Genomic DNA, 19,964 nt, shown 5'->3' with positions numbered 1-19,964 from the left:
ATATGAATTTTAATTTCCTCACGCCTGTATCAGATGCGGTTTTAGCTCATAATGAACTAGCAGCGCAACAAGCGCTAGGGAAAAAAATTAAAGTACATTCTCGTCAAAACGGAATACCAGATTTAGAAAACGTTCAAATGGCAATCATTGGCGTTCAGGAGAATAGAAATGACGTTAATTACATGGGAACTCATGTAAATTTTGATTCTATCCGTAAAACGCTCTACTCTTTATTTCCTGGTAATTGGCATACAACACTAGCTGATTTAGGAGATATAGAGCCAGGTGAGACAGTTGAAGATACGTATTTTGCTATTCGAACAGCAATATCTGTTTTAGTAGAGAAGGGAGTGATTCCTATTGTGTTAGGAGGAAGTCAAGATTTAACTTACGCTAATTATCGTGCTTACGATTCACTGTTGCCAATGGTAAATATTGTAAGTGTGGATACGAATTTCGATTTAGGCGATGCTAACCTTCCGATTAAGAATAATAGTTATGTGGGGAAAGTCATTGTAGAAGAGCCCTATAACCTGTTTAATTATTCAACAATAGGGTATCAAACATATTTTAACTCCCAAGAAGAAATAGATCTCATAGAAAAGTTATACTTTGAGGCCTACCGTTTAGGTGAAATTTCTGGAGATATAAATAAAGTTGAACCTTTAATGCGAGATGCACATATCGTATCTGTCGATTTAAAGTCGATTAGAGCTGCTGAGGTTAGCGATAATCAAAAATATTCTCCTAATGGATTTTCAGGAAAAGAGATTTGTGCTATAAGTAGATATGCAGGCATAAGTAATAAAGTGTCGTCCTTTGGTATTTATGAATACAATGGGTCTAAGAATGATAGTGCAACATCAATGCTCGTCGCTCAAATGATATGGTATTTTATTGAAGGAGTTAATTGCCGAGTTAAAGATGATCAGTTTAATAACGAAAATCATTACCAAAAGTATAATGTGTTGGTAGAGGATGACGAACTGATTTTTTATAAAAGCTTAAAAACAGGACGTTGGTGGATTGAAATACCTTTTTTACCAAATGTTAATAATAAATTAAAAAAGCATACGTTATTACCATGCATGCATTCCGATTATGTGCACGCAACTCAAGGTGAAATACCTGAGCGTTGGTATAAAGCTTATAGGAAGAATAGCTTCTAAAGCGAACACTTAATCGAATTTTAACATTTTTTTAATCGACGAAATGCTTATTTTAAGGGTGAAATGCAAAAAAAACAAAAAAAAAGTTGTTTATTCGGAAATATATAAATATGTTTACGACCTCAAAAATAATAAGGACTAATTTAACCTAGAGTTACTATGAATATTAAGAAGTTTATTTTACTAACAGCAGTACTAGTTATGGTCGCCAGTTGTAATTCCGGAGATCGAGGACAATTGGTAGGTGTTAAGGGTAAGAAATGGCATCCAGAAAAGCCCTATGGGATGACGTTAGTACCTGGCGGAGCTTTTATTATGGGTAAGTCAGATGATGATTTAGCTGGCGTACAAGATGCTCCAACTAAAACAGCAACTGTTCGAGCGTTCTATATGGACGAGACTGAAATTACAAATAGCGAGTATCGTCAATTTGTAGAGTGGGTAAGAGATTCTACACTAAGATTAAAATTAGCTGAAATGGCTGACTTAGAAGGAAAAACACCAGGGAATGGAGATATTGGAGAGTTTGCTTATATCGATTCAGATCCAAATAACCTGAATGCTTATGAAAGCTATATGGTTAATACCTATGGAAACGAGCAAAGAAAAATTAATCGCGATGTAGAATTGTATTTTGATACTGATGATTATCCAGATGAATTGTATGCCGAAGTAATGGATGGTATGTATTTACCATTAGAAGAATCATATAATGGTCAACGTACTTGGGATGTAAAGCAATTTAAATTTCAGTATACCTATATGGAAATAGCTAAAGCAGCTAAGAATAGAGGATTAAAACGTTCTGAAGTTATAGTTCAGCAAGAAGTTGAAATTTATCCAGATACAACAGCTTGGATTAGAGATTTCGCTTATTCTTATAACGAACCAATGCATAATGATTATTTCTGGCATGATGCTTATGGAGCATATCCTGTTGTAGGTGTGTCTTGGAAACAAGCACAGGCTTTCTGTCAATGGAGAACTTTATATCACAATGCAGATAGAAAGAAAAGAGGAAAGCATGCTGTAAATAAATACAGATTACCATCTGAAGCAGAATGGGAATATGCAGCACGTGGAGGTTTACAAGGAGCAACTTATCCTTGGGGTGGACCTTATACTAAAAACGATAGAGGTTGTTTCATGGCTAACTTCAAACCGTTACGTGGAGATTACGCAGCAGACCAAGCATTGTATACTGTAGAAGCTGATGCTTACGATCCTAATGATTTCAACTTATATAATATGGCAGGTAACGTATCAGAATGGGTAAACGGTTCTTATGATCCTGCATCGTATGAATATTCGTCAACAATTAATCCTAATGTAAACGATCCTAATAATGCTCGTAAAGTAGTAAGAGGAGGGTCTTGGAAAGATGTTGCCTATTTCTTGCAAGTAAGTTCAAGAGATTATGAATATGCAGATTCTGCAAGAAGCTATATCGGATTTAGAACAGTTCAAGATTATATGGGAACTGAAGTAACTAAAAACGCAGCTACAAACTAAAAATTAAACTTAACTTAAACTAAATATTAATCCAAAATGAGCATTAATTAACCTAGCTCATTTGAAAACAAAAAATTAAAATCATGGCAAAAAAGAAATTATCAACAATGAATATGGTCTATGGACTAGGAGCGGCAATTGTAATTATTGGAGCATTATTCAAAATTCAACACTGGCCTTACGGATCCCTTATCCTTACTATAGGTATGATTGTTGAAGCAGTTGTATTTACGATATCAGCATTTGAGAAACAAGGAGATGACTTAGATTGGTCTCTTGTATATCCAGAATTAGCCGGCGGACAGTCGTTAGGTGGAAAAAAGAAAAAATTAGAAGAGCCTAAAGATGCAGATGGTTTATTATCTAAGAAATTAGATAATTTATTAAAAGAAGCTAAAATTGATGGTGCGCTTATGGCAAGCTTAGGTGATAGCATTAAAAACTTTGAAGGTGCTGCAAAAGGAATTTCTCCTACAGTAGACTCAATGGCGGCTCAAAAGAAATATAGTGAAGAAATGTCTTTAGCAGCAGCTCAGATGGAATCTTTAAACAGCCTATATAAATTACAAGTGGAAAGCGCAAATCGTCAAGCAGCGATTAACGAAGAAGCTGTAGAAAATGCAACTAAATTAAAAGAACAAATGCAATCTTTAGCATCTAATCTTTCATCATTAAATGGTGTATATGGTGGTATGTTATCTGCAATGAATAAAAACTAATTGGTTTTATAATCGATTTAATTAATAAACAATTAAAAACTAATTAGAAATGGCAGGAGGAAAACAGTCCGCAAGGCAAAAAATGATTAACCTAATGTATTTGGTATTCATTGCAATGATCGCAATGACCATGTCAAAAGAAGTATTATCTGCATTTGGTTTAATGAACACAAAATTTGATAGCGCTAATGAATTAGCAGCAACTTCAAACGAAGGTATTCTAAGTCAGTTGAATACACAGGCTGAAGAAAAACCAGAGCAATTTGGTGCAGCTAATCAAATGGCAAAACAAATTAGTATTATTTCTGATGATTTTTACAATTGGCTAGGCGATGTCAAAGAGAAAGATATTGTAAAGAACGGAGGATACGAAAGAGAAGAAAATGGTGAATTACCTTATGAAGAAATGGATAAAGGTGATAAGCTAAATGAACTTTGGTTTACAGGAGATAGATATACTAAAAGAGGTGATGAAATCGTTGCTAGAATAGAAAAGTATAAAAATGATATTAAAGCTGTTTTACCTAAGGAAGGTAAATGGGCACCTGTAATTGAAAGTTTTGAAAAGCGTTTTTCATTAGATCCTATTGTTGATAATGAAGGTGCTGAAAAAAAATGGTTAGATTACCATTTCCAAGGGTTCCCTGCAATTGCATCATATACTAAGCTAACAGCAATGCAAAATGATGTGAAAGCTTCAGAAACTGATATCTATAATGGTTTCCTTGGTAACTTAGTTAGTAAAGCAACTTCATTAAAGAATTATCAAGCAATCGTATTAGCTGATAAATCTGCATTTTTTGCAGGAGAGAAATTTCAAGGTAGAGTTGTATTAGGTAAATATGCTAATGTAACACCAACGAAATTAAATGTTCAAGGTCAAGAAATTGATTTAACTAATGCTATAGATTCTACAGGAGCAGCTAAATTAGACTTTAACGTAGGTAATGTAGGTGAGCACAGTATTGAAGGTAAATTTACATTCTTAGAAGATGGTCAGCCTTTAGATATTCCTATTATTGGTAACTATGTGGTTGTACCAAGACCAAATTCTGCAACTATTTCTGCAGATAAGATGAACGTTGTTTATCGTGGTGTTGCTAACCCAATGACAATATCTTTTGCAGGTGTACCAGATAATAAAGTAAGAGCTACAGGAGCAGGACTTAAGCCGGTTGGTAGTGGTAAATATGTTATGAATCCTGGTACAGGTAGAGAAGTTACAATTAATGTGTCTGCTACTTTAGATGACGGTTCTTCAGCAACTGATCAAAAAACGTTTAGAATTAAAGATATTCCTAAACCTACAGGTACAATTTCTGGTAAAGATGGTATTGCAAAATTACCTAAACGTAACATAGAAATTGGAACAGTTGGTGCTAAATTGGATGATTTCGTATTCGATTTACCAATTAGTGTAACATCGTTCAAAATAAAAGTTCCTGGACAACCTACAGTATTGGTTGCTGGTACTAAAATGAATAGTCAAGCAAAATCAGCTATTGGTAGAGCTCGTAAAGGTGATGTAATAACTATTTTTGAGATTAAAGCTAAGATTACAGGTAATTCTAGTTATAACTTAAAAGGTGTTTCTCCTGTAGCGGTTGAAGTAACAAACTAATCAATAGTTAATTGTGATAATTAACGTTATCATTTGATAAGAAAATCCCAAATTATAATAAAAGATAAGATGAATTTAAAAAGCTTTTTATGTATAGGATTAGGTGTTTTAGCCGCAAACAGTATGTTTGCTCAAGCTAATATCCTAAATGCAAAAATACCAGAAGAAGTTGGTATGAAAACTGAAGCGCAGTTACTTCTAGATAACGACAAGCCTTTAGAGTATGGATATGTTGGTGATAGAGATATCTTATTTTCTAAAATGACTTGGGAAAAGATAGTTTTAGATGAACGTGCTAATTTCCCTTTATACTTTCCTACTGAAAGCAATTTAGGAGACGATAGAAAATCATTATATATGGTGTTAATGGAAAACATCAATAATGGTACTATACCAAAAGTATATGCAGATTCATATTTTACTGAAGAACGTACTATGGAAGATTTAGCCCCTTCATTAAAAAAGGAAGAAATTCAAGATGAAGGAATTGAATGGATGAATCAAGAAGGTGTTTCTGATACCTCTCTTGTACCTGAAGAGTATGTTATTCGTCGTGAAATAGGACCTGCAGATATTAATTCTTATCTCGTTAAAGGACTTTGGTACTTTGATAAGCGTCAAGGTGAATTAAAGTACCGTATCTTAGGTATTGCACCTGCAGCACCAGATGTTAACTTTATTGATTCTGATGACGAAGCTAATAAAGAACCAATTGGTTTATTTTGGATCTTTTATCCTGAATTAAGAGATATTCTTCATGAAGCTAAGGCTTTCAATAATAAGAATAGTGCTGTACCACTTTCATTTGATCATATATTAAATAGCAGACGTTTTAGTTCAGTTATTTATAAAGAAGAAAATGTTTATGGTGATAGAGAAGTAAAAGATTACGTTGCAGAAAATGCATTAATGCAGCTTTTAGAATCAGAACGTATCAAAGATAAGATTAGAAACTTTGAACAAGATATGTGGAGTTACTAGTTAACTTAACATAAAATAATATAAACGCTCACTTTTTAAGTGAGCGTTTTTTTTTGCAATCAATATTTTATCTGTCTTCCTAAGTCTTTTAGAGTCTATATTTATTTACTTTTGCTGTAATGAAAGACGTAGATTATATCATTGTAGGATGTGGATTGGCAAGCATCTCTTTTTGTGAAGAATTAAGAGCCAATAATAAAACGTTTATTGTTTTTGACGATGATTCTCAGCAATCATCTATAGTAGCGGCAGGATTATATAACCCGGTTATCTTGAAACGATTCTCTGAAGTTTGGATGGCTAAAGAACAGCTCGCATTAGCATTGCCTTTATATGCTAAAATTGAAAATGAGCTGAATATAAAAGTAGATTATAAACTTCGAATATTAAGACGATTTACTTCTATTGAAGAGCAGAATAAATGGTTTACGGCATCAGACAAGCCTTCTTTAGAACCTTACCTTTCGCTTCAACTTATTAAAAATAATAATTCTGAAATTGATGCTCCTTATGGCTTTGGTGAAGTCTTACATGCAGGTCGTTTAGATACAGAAATGCTTATAACGAGTTACAAAAACCTTCTTAGAGAAACTAATTGCCTAGAAGAACAATCGTTTATTTATGATAATATTCAATTTAATAATGAATCTATTGTATACGAAAATGTAAAGGCAAAGCAAATTGTATTTGCAGAAGGCTTTGGTATAAAACAAAACCCGTATTTCAGTACAATTCCGCTTACAGGTTCTAAAGGGGAAATCTTAGTGATAAAAGCACCCGACTTAAAAATTGATTATGCCATTAAATCTTCAGTATTTATTATTCCTTTAGGGAATGATTTGTATAACGTAGGCTCTACATATAATAATCTTGATAAAACGAATAGACCAACAGCCTTAGCTAAAGAAGAATTAACTTCAAAATTAAAGACATTTATTAAATGTGATTTTAAAGTTGTTAATCATATTGCAGGAGTAAGACCTACTGTAAAAGATAGACGTCCATTGGTTGGTAGACATCCAAAACACAATAATATTTATGTGTTAAATGGCTTAGGAACAAGAGGAGTTATGATTGCGCCTTATGTGGCAGGTAAACTATTTCGATTTATAGAAAAAGGTGAAAAGTTAGATGACGCTATTAATATTAAGCGTTTTGAGTAATTAATGTTGTTTTAATTCTGTAGTCGATTTTTTTACCAATTCTTTGTCATAACTCATAAAAAGATTAATCCAAATATTACGAGAGAGACGCATAATTACAGGCATAAATGCAATTAGTGTAACAACAATAGCTATAAAAGCAATCGTTAAAGAAAATCCTAATATATTATAACTAATAATAAATGCTGCTACGGCAAAAGCAATACCAACAGCATAGCTTACATACATTGAGCCATAGAAAAAAGAAGGCTCTATTTGATATTTAGTCTTACAATGCGAGCATGTTTCTCGCATTTTTATAACTTCCGAAAGCACATAAGGGTTTTTATTCTGATACATGGATTCTTGGTGACATTTTGGACATACACCAAAAAGAATACTATAAAGTTTCATTCCTTTTCTAATCATAACTAAAACCTTTACTTTTGCGTTTTCTAAGACAATGCGAAGATAAAATAATATAACTGAAGCATTGTAACAATTGTAACTCAAAATCGCAATTGTATTATTCAAAAAACTTATGCTAAATATCCATAATCTTTCTATATCATTTCAAGGAGAATACCTTTTTGAAGAAATTACATTTAAACTCGGTCTTGGAGATCGTATTGGTTTAATTGGTAAAAATGGAGCAGGTAAATCTACTATGCTTCGAATTTTGTCAAAAGAACAAGAAGCTGATTCTGGTCAAATTGCAGCAGATAAGGATATGAAAATCGGGTTTTTAAAGCAAGATATTGACTTCGATTTAGGTAAAACGGTATTAGAAGAATCCTATCAAGCATTTAAAGAGATTAAAAAATGTGAAGCGCAGCTTGAAGAAATTAACACGCAATTAGCTGAGCGCACAGATTACGAAAGTGAATCCTATCATCAATTAATGGTTGATTTGAATGATGTTCAACATCAATACGAAATTTTAGGAGGTTACAATTACCAAGGAGAAACAGAGAAAATTCTTCAAGGATTAGGTTTTAAACGTGAAGATTTTAATAAACTAACAGATACATTCTCTGGTGGTTGGAGAATGCGAATTGAATTAGCAAAACTTCTACTTCAAAATAATGACTTATTACTTTTAGATGAGCCTACTAACCACTTAGATATTGAGTCTATCATTTGGTTAGAGAACTTTTTAAAAGGATATAGCGGAGCAGTAGTTATTGTATCTCACGATAAAATGTTTTTAGACAATGTTACCAATCGTACCATTGAAATTTCATTAGGTAGAATCTACGATTACAATAAGCCTTACACCAAATTTTTAGCTTTGCGTAAGGAAATGAAGGTTCAGCAATTAGCAGCTCAAAAAAATCAAGAGAAGAAGATTGAACAAACCGAAAAGCTTATTGAAAAGTTTAGAGCTAAAGCATCTAAAGCGACAATGGCGCAATCGCTGATTAAAAAATTAGATAAGATTGATCGTATTGAAGTTGATGAAGATGATAATAGTGTAATGTCTTTAAATTTTCCAGTTTCTATTACACCAGGAAAAGTGGTTGTAGAATTAGAAAATGTGTCTAAACGTTATGGCGATTTACAAGTATTGCATAATGTAAATTTAGCGGTACCACGTGATATTAAAACCGCATTTGTTGGGCAAAACGGACAAGGGAAATCAACTTTAGCAAAAATTATTGTAGGAGAACTTGAACACGAAGGTAAACTAACTTTAGGACATAACGTTCAAATTGGTTATTTCGCACAAAATCAAGCAGAGTATTTAGACGGAAATAAAACGGTTTTAGACACCATGATTGATGCGGCAAATGAAACCAATAGAAGTAAAGTTAGAGATATTTTAGGGTCTTTCTTGTTTAGAGGAGAAGAAGCAGAAAAATATGTAAGAGTCCTTTCTGGTGGAGAGCGAAATCGTTTGGCTTTGGCTAAGCTATTATTGCAGCCACTAAATGTGCTTATTATGGATGAGCCTACGAATCACTTAGATATTAAATCTAAAAACGTATTAAAAGAAGCGTTGACAAAGTTTGAAGGCACCTTAATATTAGTCTCCCACGATAGAGATTTTCTTCAAGGTTTGACGGATACGGTTTACGAATTTAAAGATCAAAACATCAAAGAATATTTAGGCGATATTGATTTTTATTTAGAACAACGTAATCTTGAAAACTTAAGAGAAGCTGAAAAGAGAACTGTAGTAGCAGACAAACCAAAGGAAAGCAATAAGAAAAGTTACGAAGATCAGAAAAAATTAAAATCGTTAAATAATAGGTTGAGCAATATTGAATCTAAAATCAATCAGCTAGAAAAAGATATTAAAGCTGATGATGTAAAATTGGCAACAGATTATGATAATACAGCTTCAGAGCCTAAATTTTTTGATGAATATCAAGCAAAGAAAAAGGCTTTAGAGAAATTAATGAGCGACTGGGAAGCGGTTCAGTTTGAGCTCGATGAGATTTCTAGTTAATAATTAAGATTTTTTTAACGGCTTCACTTAGCTATAAAGTTAGCTTTGTAAATTATTGACGACCAACGAGCTTATGTTAAGAAAAATTATTTTATCCGTTTTAGGAGTTGCATTAATAATAGGTGCAATTATTTATGCTAATTATCTTATAGATAACAAACACAAACCAAAACCTGTTATACCTAAAGTGGTTAAAACGGTTCTTGTAGACACTGTTAAAAACACAACAGTACCAATTGTGATTACAGCGAATGGAAATCTTACTGCTTTGCAACGTGTTGAGTTGTATTCTGAAGTTCAAGGTTTATTTAAAACAGGTTCAAAGCTTTTTAAACCAGGTCAGAAATTCAATAAGGGAGAAACATTAATTCGTTTGGATGCCTCAGAATACTACGCGAGTGTTCAATCTGCTAAAAGTACTTTATATAATAGTATTGCCGCTATAATGCCAGATTTGCGTTTAGATTTTTCTGATGTATTTCAAAAATGGCAAACGTACTTAAATAGCTTTGATTTAAATAAAACAACACCAAAACTTCCAGAAATCTCTAACGAAAAAGAAAATTACTTTATAACAGGTAGAGGTATTGTGAGTGCGTATTATAATGTTAAAAACCTAGAACAGCGTTTAACAAAATACAGAATTACAGCACCATTTTCAGGGATATTAACCGAAGCCTTAGTTACTGAAGGTACTTTAGTGCGAAATGGCCAGAAATTAGGAGAATTTATTAACCCTTCAGTTTACGAAATGGAAGTGGCTATTAGTAAATCTTTTGCCGATGTTTTAAAAGAAGGTGAAGACGTTACGCTTACCAGTTTAGATAATAGTAAAACTTATAAAGGTAAAGTTTCTAGAGTTAATGGAAGTATAGATGCAACTACACAAACTATAACGGCTTATATCGAAGTTAAACATTCAGACCTTAAAGAAGGTATGTATCTTGAAGCAAATTTGAATGCTGAAAAGGTTGAGAATGCTATAGAAATTGACAGAAACCTATTATTAGATAGTCAAGAAATATATGTGGTTAACGATAGTTTACTTGATGTAATAGCCGTGAAACCAGTACACTTTTCTAATGCAAAAGTTATTTTAAAGGATGTGCCAAATGGGACTATAATTTTAAGAAAACCTGTGCCTGGTGCTTATGCCGGAATGCATGTTAAAGCAGCAAAAGGCAATACTGTAACTTCTGATTCTATTCAATAATGAGAAAATTAATTGAATATTTTATAAGGTATCATGTTGCAGTAAATATTTTTATTATAGCATTTATTGTCTTTGGTACTATTGGCGCTTTATCTTTAAAATCGTCATTCTTTCCGCTTACAGAGTCTAAAATTATCAATATTAATATTGCTTACCCTGGTGCTTCGCCTCAAGAAATTGAAGAAGGCATTGTACTTCAAATTGAGGATAACCTAAAAGGACTTAAAGGGGTTGATCGCGTAACGTCAACATCGCGTGAAAATAGCGGAAGTATTACGGTAGAAATTGAAAAAGGAGAGAGTTTAGACTTTATGCTTCTTGAAGTGAAGAATGCAGTAGACCGTGTACCATCGTTTCCAACGGGTATGGAGCCGTTAGTAGTTTCTAAGCAAGAAGCAGTGCGAGAAACGATTTCTTTTGCAATTAGCGGAAAAGACATTCCTTTAGTAACACTCAAACAATTAGCACGCCAAGTAGAAACAGATTTACGAGCAATTGATGGTATTTCTCAAATTGAAATCTCGGGATTTCCCGAGGAAGAAATTGAAATAGCCGTTAATGAACTCGATTTATTAGCCTATAACCTTACGTTTAATGAGGTGGCAGCAGCTGTCACTAATGCCAATATTTTAGTTACCGGTGGTAATGTAAAAACGGTTGCAGAGGAGTATTTAATCAGAGCGAATAACAAACAATATTACGGTAGCGAGCTCTCTAATATTATTGTAAGAGCGTCTTCGGACGGAAAAGTAATTCGTTTAAAAGACATTGCGGTCATTAGAGATCGTTTTTCTGAAACACCAAATGCGACCTATTTTAATCAAGAGTTGGCTGTTAACATTTCGATTACAAGTACTAATAATGAAGATTTAATTACATCAGCAGATAAAATAAATGCCTATATAGAAGAGTATAACCAAAAGTATACTAATATAAGGTTAGATGTGGTTCGAGATTTATCTGTGACTTTAAAACAAAGAACCCAATTATTAGCGGAAAATGCTATTGTTGGTATGATTCTGGTTTTAGTGTTTTTATCGATATTTCTAAATACACGTTTGGCATTATGGGTGGCTTTTGGTCTGCCTATTTCATTTTTAGGGATGTTTATATTTGCCGCTCAATTTGACGTTACTATTAATGTATTGTCGCTTTTTGGGATGATTATCGTTATCGGTATTTTGGTGGATGATGGTATTGTAATTGCTGAGAACATCTATCAGCATTACGAAAAAGGAAAAAGTCCAATTCAAGCGGCTATCGATGGTACTATGGAAGTTATTCCACCTGTGGTATCTGCAATTATTACGACGCTTTTAGCCTTTTCTTTGTTTTTCTTTTTAGATAGTAGAATCGGTGAGTTTTTTAGTGAAGTTGCCGTCATTGTAATCTTAACATTAGTGGTGTCTTTAGTAGAAGCGCTAATTATTTTACCAGCTCACTTAGCGCATTCTAAAGCGTTAAGAGCTCAGAAGATTGATGAAAATCCTTCAAAAATAAAACAGTTTTTCTCATTTATGAGAGCTATTAATAACGGTGGAGATCGGCTAATGTCTTTTTTAAGAGATAGCGTGTATACACCTATTTTAAATCGTGTGTTAAGATTTAAATTATTCTCATTAGGCGTTTTTGTTGCTTTGCTAGTATTAACACTTGGGTCGCTTGGTGGAGGTGTGATAGGTGTTACGATGTTTCCGAGAGTCGCTAGTGATGCTGCCAATATAGAACTAGTAATGCCTGCAGGAACGAATGTAAAAATTACTGATTCTATTATTTCTATGATAGAAGAGAAAGCATTTATTGTAAATGAAGAACTGACAGAGAAATTTCTTAAAGGTACTGGTAAACAATTATTTGAAAATACGATAGTAGAAATTAGTAGTAGTTCTAGCGCGAGATTAAGAATTAATTTATTACCAGGAGAAGAACGTCCAGACGAAATAAAATCAGATTTAGTTACTAATAGATTAGAAGAATTAGTTGGCCCTGTAATAGGTACAGAACGATTAATTTATGGTTCAGGAGGAAACTTTGGCGGTAGTCCTGTGTCAGTTTCTTTATTAAGTAATAATATTGAAGAATTAAAAGCGTCCAAATTAGAGCTTAAAAAGTATCTGGAATCCAATCCATTACTTAAGGATATTGGTGATAATGATCCTGCTGGTATAAAGGAAATCCGATTAGAGTTAAAAGAAAGTGCCTATTTATTGGGACTCGATTTAAGAACCGTAATGGCTCAGGTACGTTCAGGATTTTTTGGTGCGCAAGCACAGCGTTTTCAGCGAGGACAAGATGAAATTAAAGTTTGGGTGCGTTACGATAGAGAAAATAGAAGTTCTATTAACGATTTAGACGCTATGCGTATTGTAACACCAACAGGCGAACGTGTAACATTAAAAGATATTGCAAGTTACAGTATTGCTAGAGGCGATGTTGCTATAAATCACCTCGAAGGTAAACGAGAAATACAAGTGTATGCAGATCTAAAAGATCCGAGTACAAGTGCCACAGATATCATGGATGATATTAAAACTGTGTTTATACCTCAGTTACAATCTAAGCATCCAACTATAAACGCTTCTTATGAAGGGCAGAATAGAGAAAAAGATAAATTAGTTGGTTCTTTAGGTGTAGCAGGTCCTATTATTTTAATATTAATTTATATCACGATTGCATTTACATTTAGAAGTTACTCACAACCGTTTTTACTTCTTTTATTAATTCCGTTTAGTTTAACAGCTGTAGCTTGGGGGCATTGGTTGTTAGATTTTCAAGTTAATATTTTATCCCTTTTAGGGATTATAGCCTTGATTGGTATTATGGTGAATGATGGTCTAGTTTTAATAGGTAAATTCAATAGCAATCTTAGAGAAGGTATGGCTTTTGATTTGGCATTGTCTGAAGCAGGGAAGTCGCGTTTTAGAGCTATTTTCTTAACTTCATTAACAACTATTGCTGGTTTAGCACCATTGTTATTAGAGAAAAGTAGACAAGCACAATTTTTAAAGCCTATGGCTATTTCTATTTCTTTCGGAATTGCGTATGCAACGGTTTTAACCTTATTGGTTTTGCCATTATTTTTATCATTTAGCAATAGTATTAAACAAGGAGGTAAATGGTTAGCTACAGGAAATAAGGTGACTAAAGAAGAAGTAGAACGTGCTATTAAAGAACAAAATGAAGCAAATGAACATTAAAAATATACTTGCATTTCTGTTTTTTGCATACTGTATTGGTTTGCAAGCACAAGAAATTTTAACTAAAGAGCAGGCCGTTTCTTTAGCTTTAGAAAATAATTATGGTGTAAAAATTGCTAAAAATGCAGTTGCAGTTGCAGAGAATAATACCAATATTCTTAATACAGGTTTTTTGCCTACACTTACAGGTAATACAGGTGCAAACTATAATTTAGACAATACTGAAGCCGAATTTTCTGACGGTAGGCCAGATGCCGTTTTAAATGGTGCAGAAAGTTCTAATTATAATGCCAGTTTGAGTTTGAATTACACCCTTTTTGATGGTTTAGGCAGACGTTATAATTATAAACGGTTAAAAGAGCAATATCAATTGTCAGAACTACAAGCTAGAGAGACTATAGAAACAACTATACTTCAGCTATTTTCAGTGTATTATAATGTAGCTCAGCTTTCAGATAATCTAAATGCATTAGAAGAAACTTTGAATAATACTAAAGATAGATTAATAAGAGCAGAATATCAGTTTGAATACGGTCAGAGTACCAAGTTAGAGGTGTTAAATGCAGAGGTGGATATTAACACAGATAGCATTAATATTATTAATACCAAACAAGATTTAAAAATTGCTAAGCGTGATTTAAAATTAGTTTTGGGAGATGTTTATTCCAATGATTTTAATGTTGAAACAGACGTTGAGTTTGCGCTTCAATTTCATAAAGATAGTTTATTTGAAAAAGCAAAGTCTCGAAATGTAGCATTACTTCAAACAGAAAAAAATATTTTAATTAGTCAACTTGATATTAGTTCTGGTAAATCTGCTTATCTACCAACAGTTGGGTTGTCGGGAACTTATGGCTGGAACAAAAATAATAATAATGCAGTGGCACTTTTAGCGGTTTCTACAAACACAGGTTTGTCTGCGGGTTTAAATTTAAGTTGGAATCTGTTTGATGGAGGGGCAACCATAACACGTGTAAAAAACGCTAAGATAAATCTTGAAACCCAAAAGCTTCAAAAAGAAAATATTTTACTTAATATAGAACGAGACTTCAATAATGCTTGGGATAATTACCAGAATAAGCTTAAAATTTATAATATTCAAGAAAAGAATATTGTAACGGCTCAAAATAACTTTGATCGTACACAAGAAAAATTCAAAATAGGACAAGTTAATTCTATTGAATTTAGACAAGCACAAGTAAATTTACTTAATGCCGAATTAAGTCGAAATCAAGCAAAATTTGCTGCCAAATTATCTGAGTTAGAGGTGCTACAAATTAGTGGAGAATTATTGAATATTCAGTTTTAAATTGAAATACAATGCATGAACATTTTTTTCAATGTCCTTATTGTTGGGAGCAAATTTCAATGCTAATCGATGTCTCTCAAAAGCATCAAAAATATATTGAAGATTGTGAAATTTGTTGTAATCCAATCCAAGTTTCAGTTGTCGTTGAAAGACAGGATATTATAAGTTTTTTAGCTGAAAATATAGAACAGTAAAAATAATTATAGTGCACGTTTTTAGGAGTTTATGTATTTTGAGCATGTAGTTCATCGAAAAAAGTTGCAGTTTGTAGTCATAGTTACTATATTCGTACTGTTATTGTGTCCCTCCACAAAAAACTCTACTAACCATGAAGACACTAAAAATAACACTATTATTCTGCTTAATATCAGTACTCTCGTATGCCAATGTTTCTCAGGATCAAAAAACAGCATTGGTAGATTTATATACTGCAACCAATGGTGATTCTTGGAATCATTCATGGGATTTAAAACAACCAGTTTCAAAATGGTACGGACTTACTTTAGAAGGAGATAATGTTGTTGGAATAAACTTAAGTTTTAATAACTTAATAGGAAATCTTCCAGAGTCAATTTCAAACTTAACACATTTAAAAGTTCTTAATTTATCATTCAATAAATTAGAAGGAGAATTACCAGTAACTATAGTAAACATGATTAGTTTAGAAGAGTTAAAGTTATTCTCAAATAAATTTAATGGTGCTATACCTTCAGATATAGGAGCTTTAACTAATTTAAAATCTTTAGAACTATTTAATAATGATTTTTTTGGAGAGATTCCGTCATCTATAGGAAATCTAACTAAATTAGAAAGCTTAATTTTAAGTAGTAATTTACTTATGGGTAGATTACCTAGCACCATATCTAAGTTAAAATCTTTAAAAGTATTAAGTGTTTTTGATAATAATCTATTAGGAACAATTCCAAAGTCAATAGGTGAATTAACCCAATTAGAAGAATTGGTACTATCAAATAATGGATTTTATGGAAACCTGCCAGGCGTATTAGTAGAATTAAAAAGCTTGAAAACTTTGTTATTAAGTAACAATAAATTTGAAGGTAATTATGCTGTTTTAAAAGAGCAATTACCAAACATTGTAGATTTTGATTTAGACGAATCAAATTTAAATGAAGGAGTCTTGGCGACTTTAGATGACGAAGAAAACGATGATGATTAATCATTATCAGGATTAAAATAATAGCGCTCAAAATAAATTTGAGCGTTTTTTTTTGTTTAGTCTTTCATAGTTTAAAAAAAGTATTATCTTTGCATTCCTAAAATGATTGAGTCGGCATTATGAACCGAAAGTTAAAAGCTAAGAAAATCATTTTAAGATTAAATCGCGGGATAGAGCAGTAGGTAGCTCGTCGGGCTCATAACCCGAAGGTCACAGGTTCGAGTCCTGTTCCCGCTACTAAGTAGAATTGCTTAAAACAGACGGTTTAGTTCACGCTAAGCCGTTTTTTTTATGTCTAATTTGAACAGAATTCTTACATTTGAACACGAAAGTGAACACGATTTAGAACACAATCTCCCATTGAAGAATTTATTTTCCATACCAAAAATTTATACAGGCAAAGGTGATTTGAGCAAACGCTGGTATGTCTATTTTTCTTATCGCAATCCTAAAACAGGAAAATTGCAACGTATGCAAAATGTTTATGGAAAAGCGAATAAATATACCACTAAAGAAGATCGTCTTTTTGTATTAACGGTATATAAACGAACCTTACTCAAACTACTAAAAGAAGGATTTAATCCCTTTGAAGATAATACAGCCTTGTTAGCCAAACGAAAAGGCGATTTTAAACCATCTAAGGCATCACAATATTCAGGAGTTGATACTACTAAAGAAAAGGAAGCGAGTGTGCCTATTATGTCTATAAAGGAAGCCTTTGACTTTGGATTAAAGCTCAAAGAAAAGTTATTAAGCAAAACCACTAAGCGAGCCTATGAGAATAGAATCAAGAATTTTTTAAAATGGGTTGAAGATGTGCATCCAGAAATAAGCACGATAGATAAAGTTGATAGAAAACTTGTTACACAGTTTTTAAACCATGTACTTGTAAATACAAGTGCGCGAAACCGCAACAATTTTAGAGTTGATTTAAGTAGCTTAATACAAGTTTTGGAAGATAATGATATCGTGGCTACGAATTTCATGAAACGGATTCCAGTATTAAAAAGCATACCACAACGAAATAAAACGTATAGTAATGAAAAGCAAGAAGAAATCTATACATTTCTTGAAAAACAAGATGCCTTGTTACTGTTGTACATTAAATTTATCTCTTATAATTTTTTGAGACCTATCGAAGTTTGTCGATTAAAAGTAGGTGATATTGACCTAAAAAATAAGTTAATAAAGTTTAAAGCTAAAAACAGTCCTTTAAAAACAAAAATTATTCCAGATTTACTAATTAATGATTTGCCTGATCTATCTAAAATGGACAAGTCGTTATGTTTATTTACCCCAGAGCAGATAGGAGGCAAGTGGGAAACCGATGTAGATAATAAACGAGATTACTTTTCTAAGCGTTTTAAAAAAGTGGTTAAAGATCCTTTTGGACTTGGTAAAGATTATGGTTTATATAGTTTCAGACATACCTATATTACAAAACTGTACCGCGCTTTGGTAAAAGGTTCTTCACCGTTTGAAGCTAAAAGTAAACTTATGTTAATCACAGGTCATTCATCGATGTCAGCCCTTCAAAAATATCTTAGAGATATTGACGCGGAGTTACCCGAAGATTATTCAGAACACATAAAATAGAGCTATGGAGCTGGACAAATTATTTACCGAGCTATGGAAGAATCTATATAAATCTTTTGTGTTTTATATACCATCACGATTGTTGCCAGATTTAGAGCATAACAAGGCCTTAAATACAGTTGTTTTAATTGATAGCAAAGGGTTTGATAGCGAATTATTAAATGATGAGCCCTCTCATTATCAGATATTGGGTAAAGCGATGATTTTAAATGATAACATCTTTAAGCTTATCGATCAAAGTGAACGCTTACCAAAGCATAAGTTTGATTTTTTTTTAGAGAAGTATTTAGAACATGTCAATTTTGTATTATATGTATCGAATTGGATGGAAAATAATATAGAAATTGATATATCTGATTTAAGGGAAGAAACCAAAAAATCATTTAAATCACAGACCCAAGTTTTTTTAAAACATGTAGAAGATTTAAAATCACATATAATACTACCAAATAAATCATTAGAAAAGCAAAAGGTCAATGTTCTAAAATTTATAGAAAACGATTTAACGGATATAAAGAACGTTCTAAATTTAAATTCAGTAAAACCGAATGACTCTGTAGAGAATGTGGCAACTAAAACGTCAATAAAAAACAAAAATAAATTGCCTTTAATAACCGAAGAAGATGCTGAAGACTTTCTTTTAGAAACGGTCTTTCAGATTAGGAAAGGTTATATAAAAAAATGATATCCTTACTTTATATTATAAAAAATAATATTGAAAAAATTGAAATAGTGTATTGTAGATAAAGTCAGTAAGAAAATTAGAATATTAAGTTTTTTTATTCCTTTTTAGGTCTTTTGTTAATGTTGTTTTTTAGAAGAACAATTGGAAATTGTATTACTGTTTAAAATTGTTTATTAGAACGAACCTCTGTTGCTTCTTTTCAATAGTCTAAATAAAGCCATAAGGTTTAATTTTTTTAATATGTTTTTTAGTGTGGTTGAAGAAATAGATAGCTATTACTAAATAACACCTCTGCTGTATTATTATTGTGGAGGCGACGTTTTAGTCCCTATTTGTTTAAGAATAAAAACAATTTTAGTTCTTTATTATTTTATTTAGCGTAAAACAAACGTTTGTTTTACGCTAAATAAAATATTTTAGAGTATTATGAGGATTGATTAACCAAATTTCAATAAATCCATTACCTTTTTTATAGGATTGATTAAATTAATATGGAATCTATGAATTCAGGTTTTGTATAGGATTCTTAGTTAAAAAGATTCTCAATACTGTTTGATCATTTTGTGATTATTATACACGGTGTTGTACACGGTTTTTATTATTCAAATGTGTAGTCGATTTCTTTTACTCCGAAATCACTTGCTGTAATATTAAAAGTTTGAGTTTTAACTATTAGATTGTCAACATAAATATTCAGTTCGGCTGTATAATCTGTCCAACTTGTTCCTCCTCCAGTTGTAGCCGTGTAATTACCATTTTCAAGATAAGTCATTTTTAAATAAGTTCCATTATTCACTTCAGTTTGAGTATATGAAAAAGTGTATGGTAAATTATCCGCATTATCAATTTGAGTATCATTATTTATTGTTCTATTAATTATTGCTTCAGAATTTCTTGATGCAATTACTTCAAATTTAATATTCACTGTTTTTGGATATTCACTGCCATTTGAACTGTTATCATCAGATGAACAAGAGTTGAAAGTAAGGCTTGAAATTACAAATACTAATAATAAGATTTTCTTCATGTCGTTTAATTTGTTTTTAAGTTTATATTTCGATTAAATTGTGTACAACGGTTTAGTATATGGAAAGTTGCGGGTTTGCGTGCGAGGAATTTCCGAAGGAAATTCAGACGTAGCAAACTTGCAACGACCTTTGATTTAGCCCAAAACCAGCAATTTTTTATATA

At 32.2% G+C, this 19,964-nt stretch carries 16 protein-coding genes and 1 tRNA gene; 15 read left to right on the top strand and 2 right to left on the bottom strand.

All coding sequences use genetic code 11. The features are described from left to right. The first annotated feature begins 2 nt into the window (after positions 1 to 2). From VDP25_RS04910 to VDP25_RS04885, 6 genes are all read left to right on the top strand, one after another. The gene (locus VDP25_RS04910; protein WP_334467447.1) at positions 3 to 1,169 is read left to right on the top strand and encodes a formimidoylglutamase; all 1,167 of its coding nucleotides are present in this window, start codon (positions 3 to 5) and stop codon (positions 1,167 to 1,169) included. Between the two features lie 165 nt (positions 1,170 to 1,334). Further along, positions 1,335 to 2,681 carry a type IX secretion system lipoprotein PorK/GldK gene (porK, locus tag VDP25_RS04905; RefSeq protein ID WP_443089851.1) on the top strand — a complete coding sequence of 449 codons (1,347 nt, stop codon included), beginning with the start codon at positions 1,335 to 1,337 and terminating at the stop codon, positions 2,679 to 2,681. A gap of 83 nt (positions 2,682 to 2,764) precedes the next feature. After that, positions 2,765 to 3,400 (top strand): type IX secretion system motor protein PorL/GldL, encoded by a 636-nt coding sequence (gene porL, locus VDP25_RS04900; RefSeq protein WP_334467443.1) that lies wholly within the window; start codon positions 2,765 to 2,767, stop codon positions 3,398 to 3,400. Between the two features lie 49 nt (positions 3,401 to 3,449). Further along, positions 3,450 to 5,021: a type IX secretion system motor protein PorM/GldM gene (gene porM / locus VDP25_RS04895; protein WP_334467441.1), complete on the top strand. Its 1,572-nt coding sequence runs from the start codon at positions 3,450 to 3,452 to the stop codon at positions 5,019 to 5,021. Positions 5,022 to 5,090: 69 nt separating this feature from the next. Next, entirely contained in the window at positions 5,091 to 6,002 is a 912-nt protein-coding gene (gene porN / locus VDP25_RS04890) for a type IX secretion system ring protein PorN/GldN (RefSeq protein ID WP_215928802.1), read from the top strand. Between the two features lie 119 nt (positions 6,003 to 6,121). After that, entirely contained in the window at positions 6,122 to 7,165 is a 1,044-nt protein-coding gene (locus tag VDP25_RS04885; protein ID WP_334467438.1) for an NAD(P)/FAD-dependent oxidoreductase, read from the top strand. Here VDP25_RS04885 and VDP25_RS04880 read toward each other — a convergent pair whose 3' ends face one another. After that, complete coding sequence (locus tag VDP25_RS04880; RefSeq protein ID WP_334467436.1) at positions 7,166 to 7,573, bottom strand: DUF983 domain-containing protein; 408 nt, start codon at positions 7,571 to 7,573, stop codon at positions 7,166 to 7,168. It lies immediately after the preceding gene. Positions 7,574 to 7,685: 112 nt separating this feature from the next. On the opposite strand from VDP25_RS04880, the gene VDP25_RS04875 reads away from it, so the two are divergent. The 9 genes from VDP25_RS04875 to VDP25_RS04835 all read left to right on the top strand — a co-directional run bounded on the left by VDP25_RS04875 (position 7,686) and on the right by VDP25_RS04835 (position 18,773). Next, a complete protein-coding gene (locus VDP25_RS04875) occupies positions 7,686 to 9,596 on the top strand; it encodes an ABC-F family ATP-binding cassette domain-containing protein (RefSeq protein ID WP_334467434.1) in 1,911 nt (636 codons plus the stop codon). A 73-nt stretch (positions 9,597 to 9,669) separates the two neighbouring features. Beyond that, positions 9,670 to 10,809, top strand: coding sequence for an efflux RND transporter periplasmic adaptor subunit (locus VDP25_RS04870; protein ID WP_334467432.1), 1,140 nt, complete (start codon positions 9,670 to 9,672; stop codon positions 10,807 to 10,809). Then, positions 10,809 to 14,006, top strand: coding sequence for an efflux RND transporter permease subunit (locus tag VDP25_RS04865; RefSeq protein WP_334467430.1), 3,198 nt, complete (start codon positions 10,809 to 10,811; stop codon positions 14,004 to 14,006). Before VDP25_RS04870 ends, VDP25_RS04865 begins: the two co-directional genes overlap by 1 nt. Then, entirely contained in the window at positions 13,996 to 15,315 is a 1,320-nt protein-coding gene (locus VDP25_RS04860) for a TolC family protein (RefSeq protein ID WP_334467429.1), read from the top strand. The genes VDP25_RS04865 and VDP25_RS04860 overlap by 11 nt, the downstream gene beginning before the upstream one ends. Positions 15,316 to 15,326: 11 nt before the next feature. Beyond that, positions 15,327 to 15,509, top strand: coding sequence for a CPXCG motif-containing cysteine-rich protein (locus VDP25_RS04855; RefSeq protein ID WP_215928816.1), 183 nt, complete (start codon positions 15,327 to 15,329; stop codon positions 15,507 to 15,509). Positions 15,510 to 15,643: 134 nt separating this feature from the next. Further along, entirely contained in the window at positions 15,644 to 16,492 is an 849-nt protein-coding gene (locus VDP25_RS04850) for a leucine-rich repeat domain-containing protein (protein ID WP_334467425.1), read from the top strand. 164 nt (positions 16,493 to 16,656) lie between these two features. Continuing rightward, positions 16,657 to 16,729, top strand: a tRNA-Met gene (locus tag VDP25_RS04845). A 54-nt stretch (positions 16,730 to 16,783) separates the two neighbouring features. Continuing rightward, a complete protein-coding gene (locus VDP25_RS04840) occupies positions 16,784 to 18,088 on the top strand; it encodes a tyrosine-type recombinase/integrase (RefSeq protein WP_215928820.1) in 1,305 nt (434 codons plus the stop codon). A 4-nt stretch (positions 18,089 to 18,092) separates the two neighbouring features. Further along, positions 18,093 to 18,773: a hypothetical protein gene (locus VDP25_RS04835; protein ID WP_334467421.1), complete on the top strand. Its 681-nt coding sequence runs from the start codon at positions 18,093 to 18,095 to the stop codon at positions 18,771 to 18,773. A 598-nt stretch (positions 18,774 to 19,371) separates the two neighbouring features. Here VDP25_RS04835 and VDP25_RS04830 read toward each other — a convergent pair. Beyond that, positions 19,372 to 19,800, bottom strand: a complete 429-nt coding sequence (locus VDP25_RS04830) for a hypothetical protein (RefSeq protein WP_334467420.1) — start codon at positions 19,798 to 19,800, stop codon at positions 19,372 to 19,374. Positions 19,801 to 19,964: the final 164 nt, after the last annotated feature.

Source organism: Winogradskyella sp. ECml5-4, assembly GCF_036903175.1.
Taxonomy (GTDB): Bacteria; Bacteroidota; Bacteroidia; order Flavobacteriales; family Flavobacteriaceae; genus Winogradskyella; species Winogradskyella damuponensis.
Note: the sequence above shows the minus strand (reverse complement) of the source record. Positions and strands in the feature narration are given on the sequence as shown.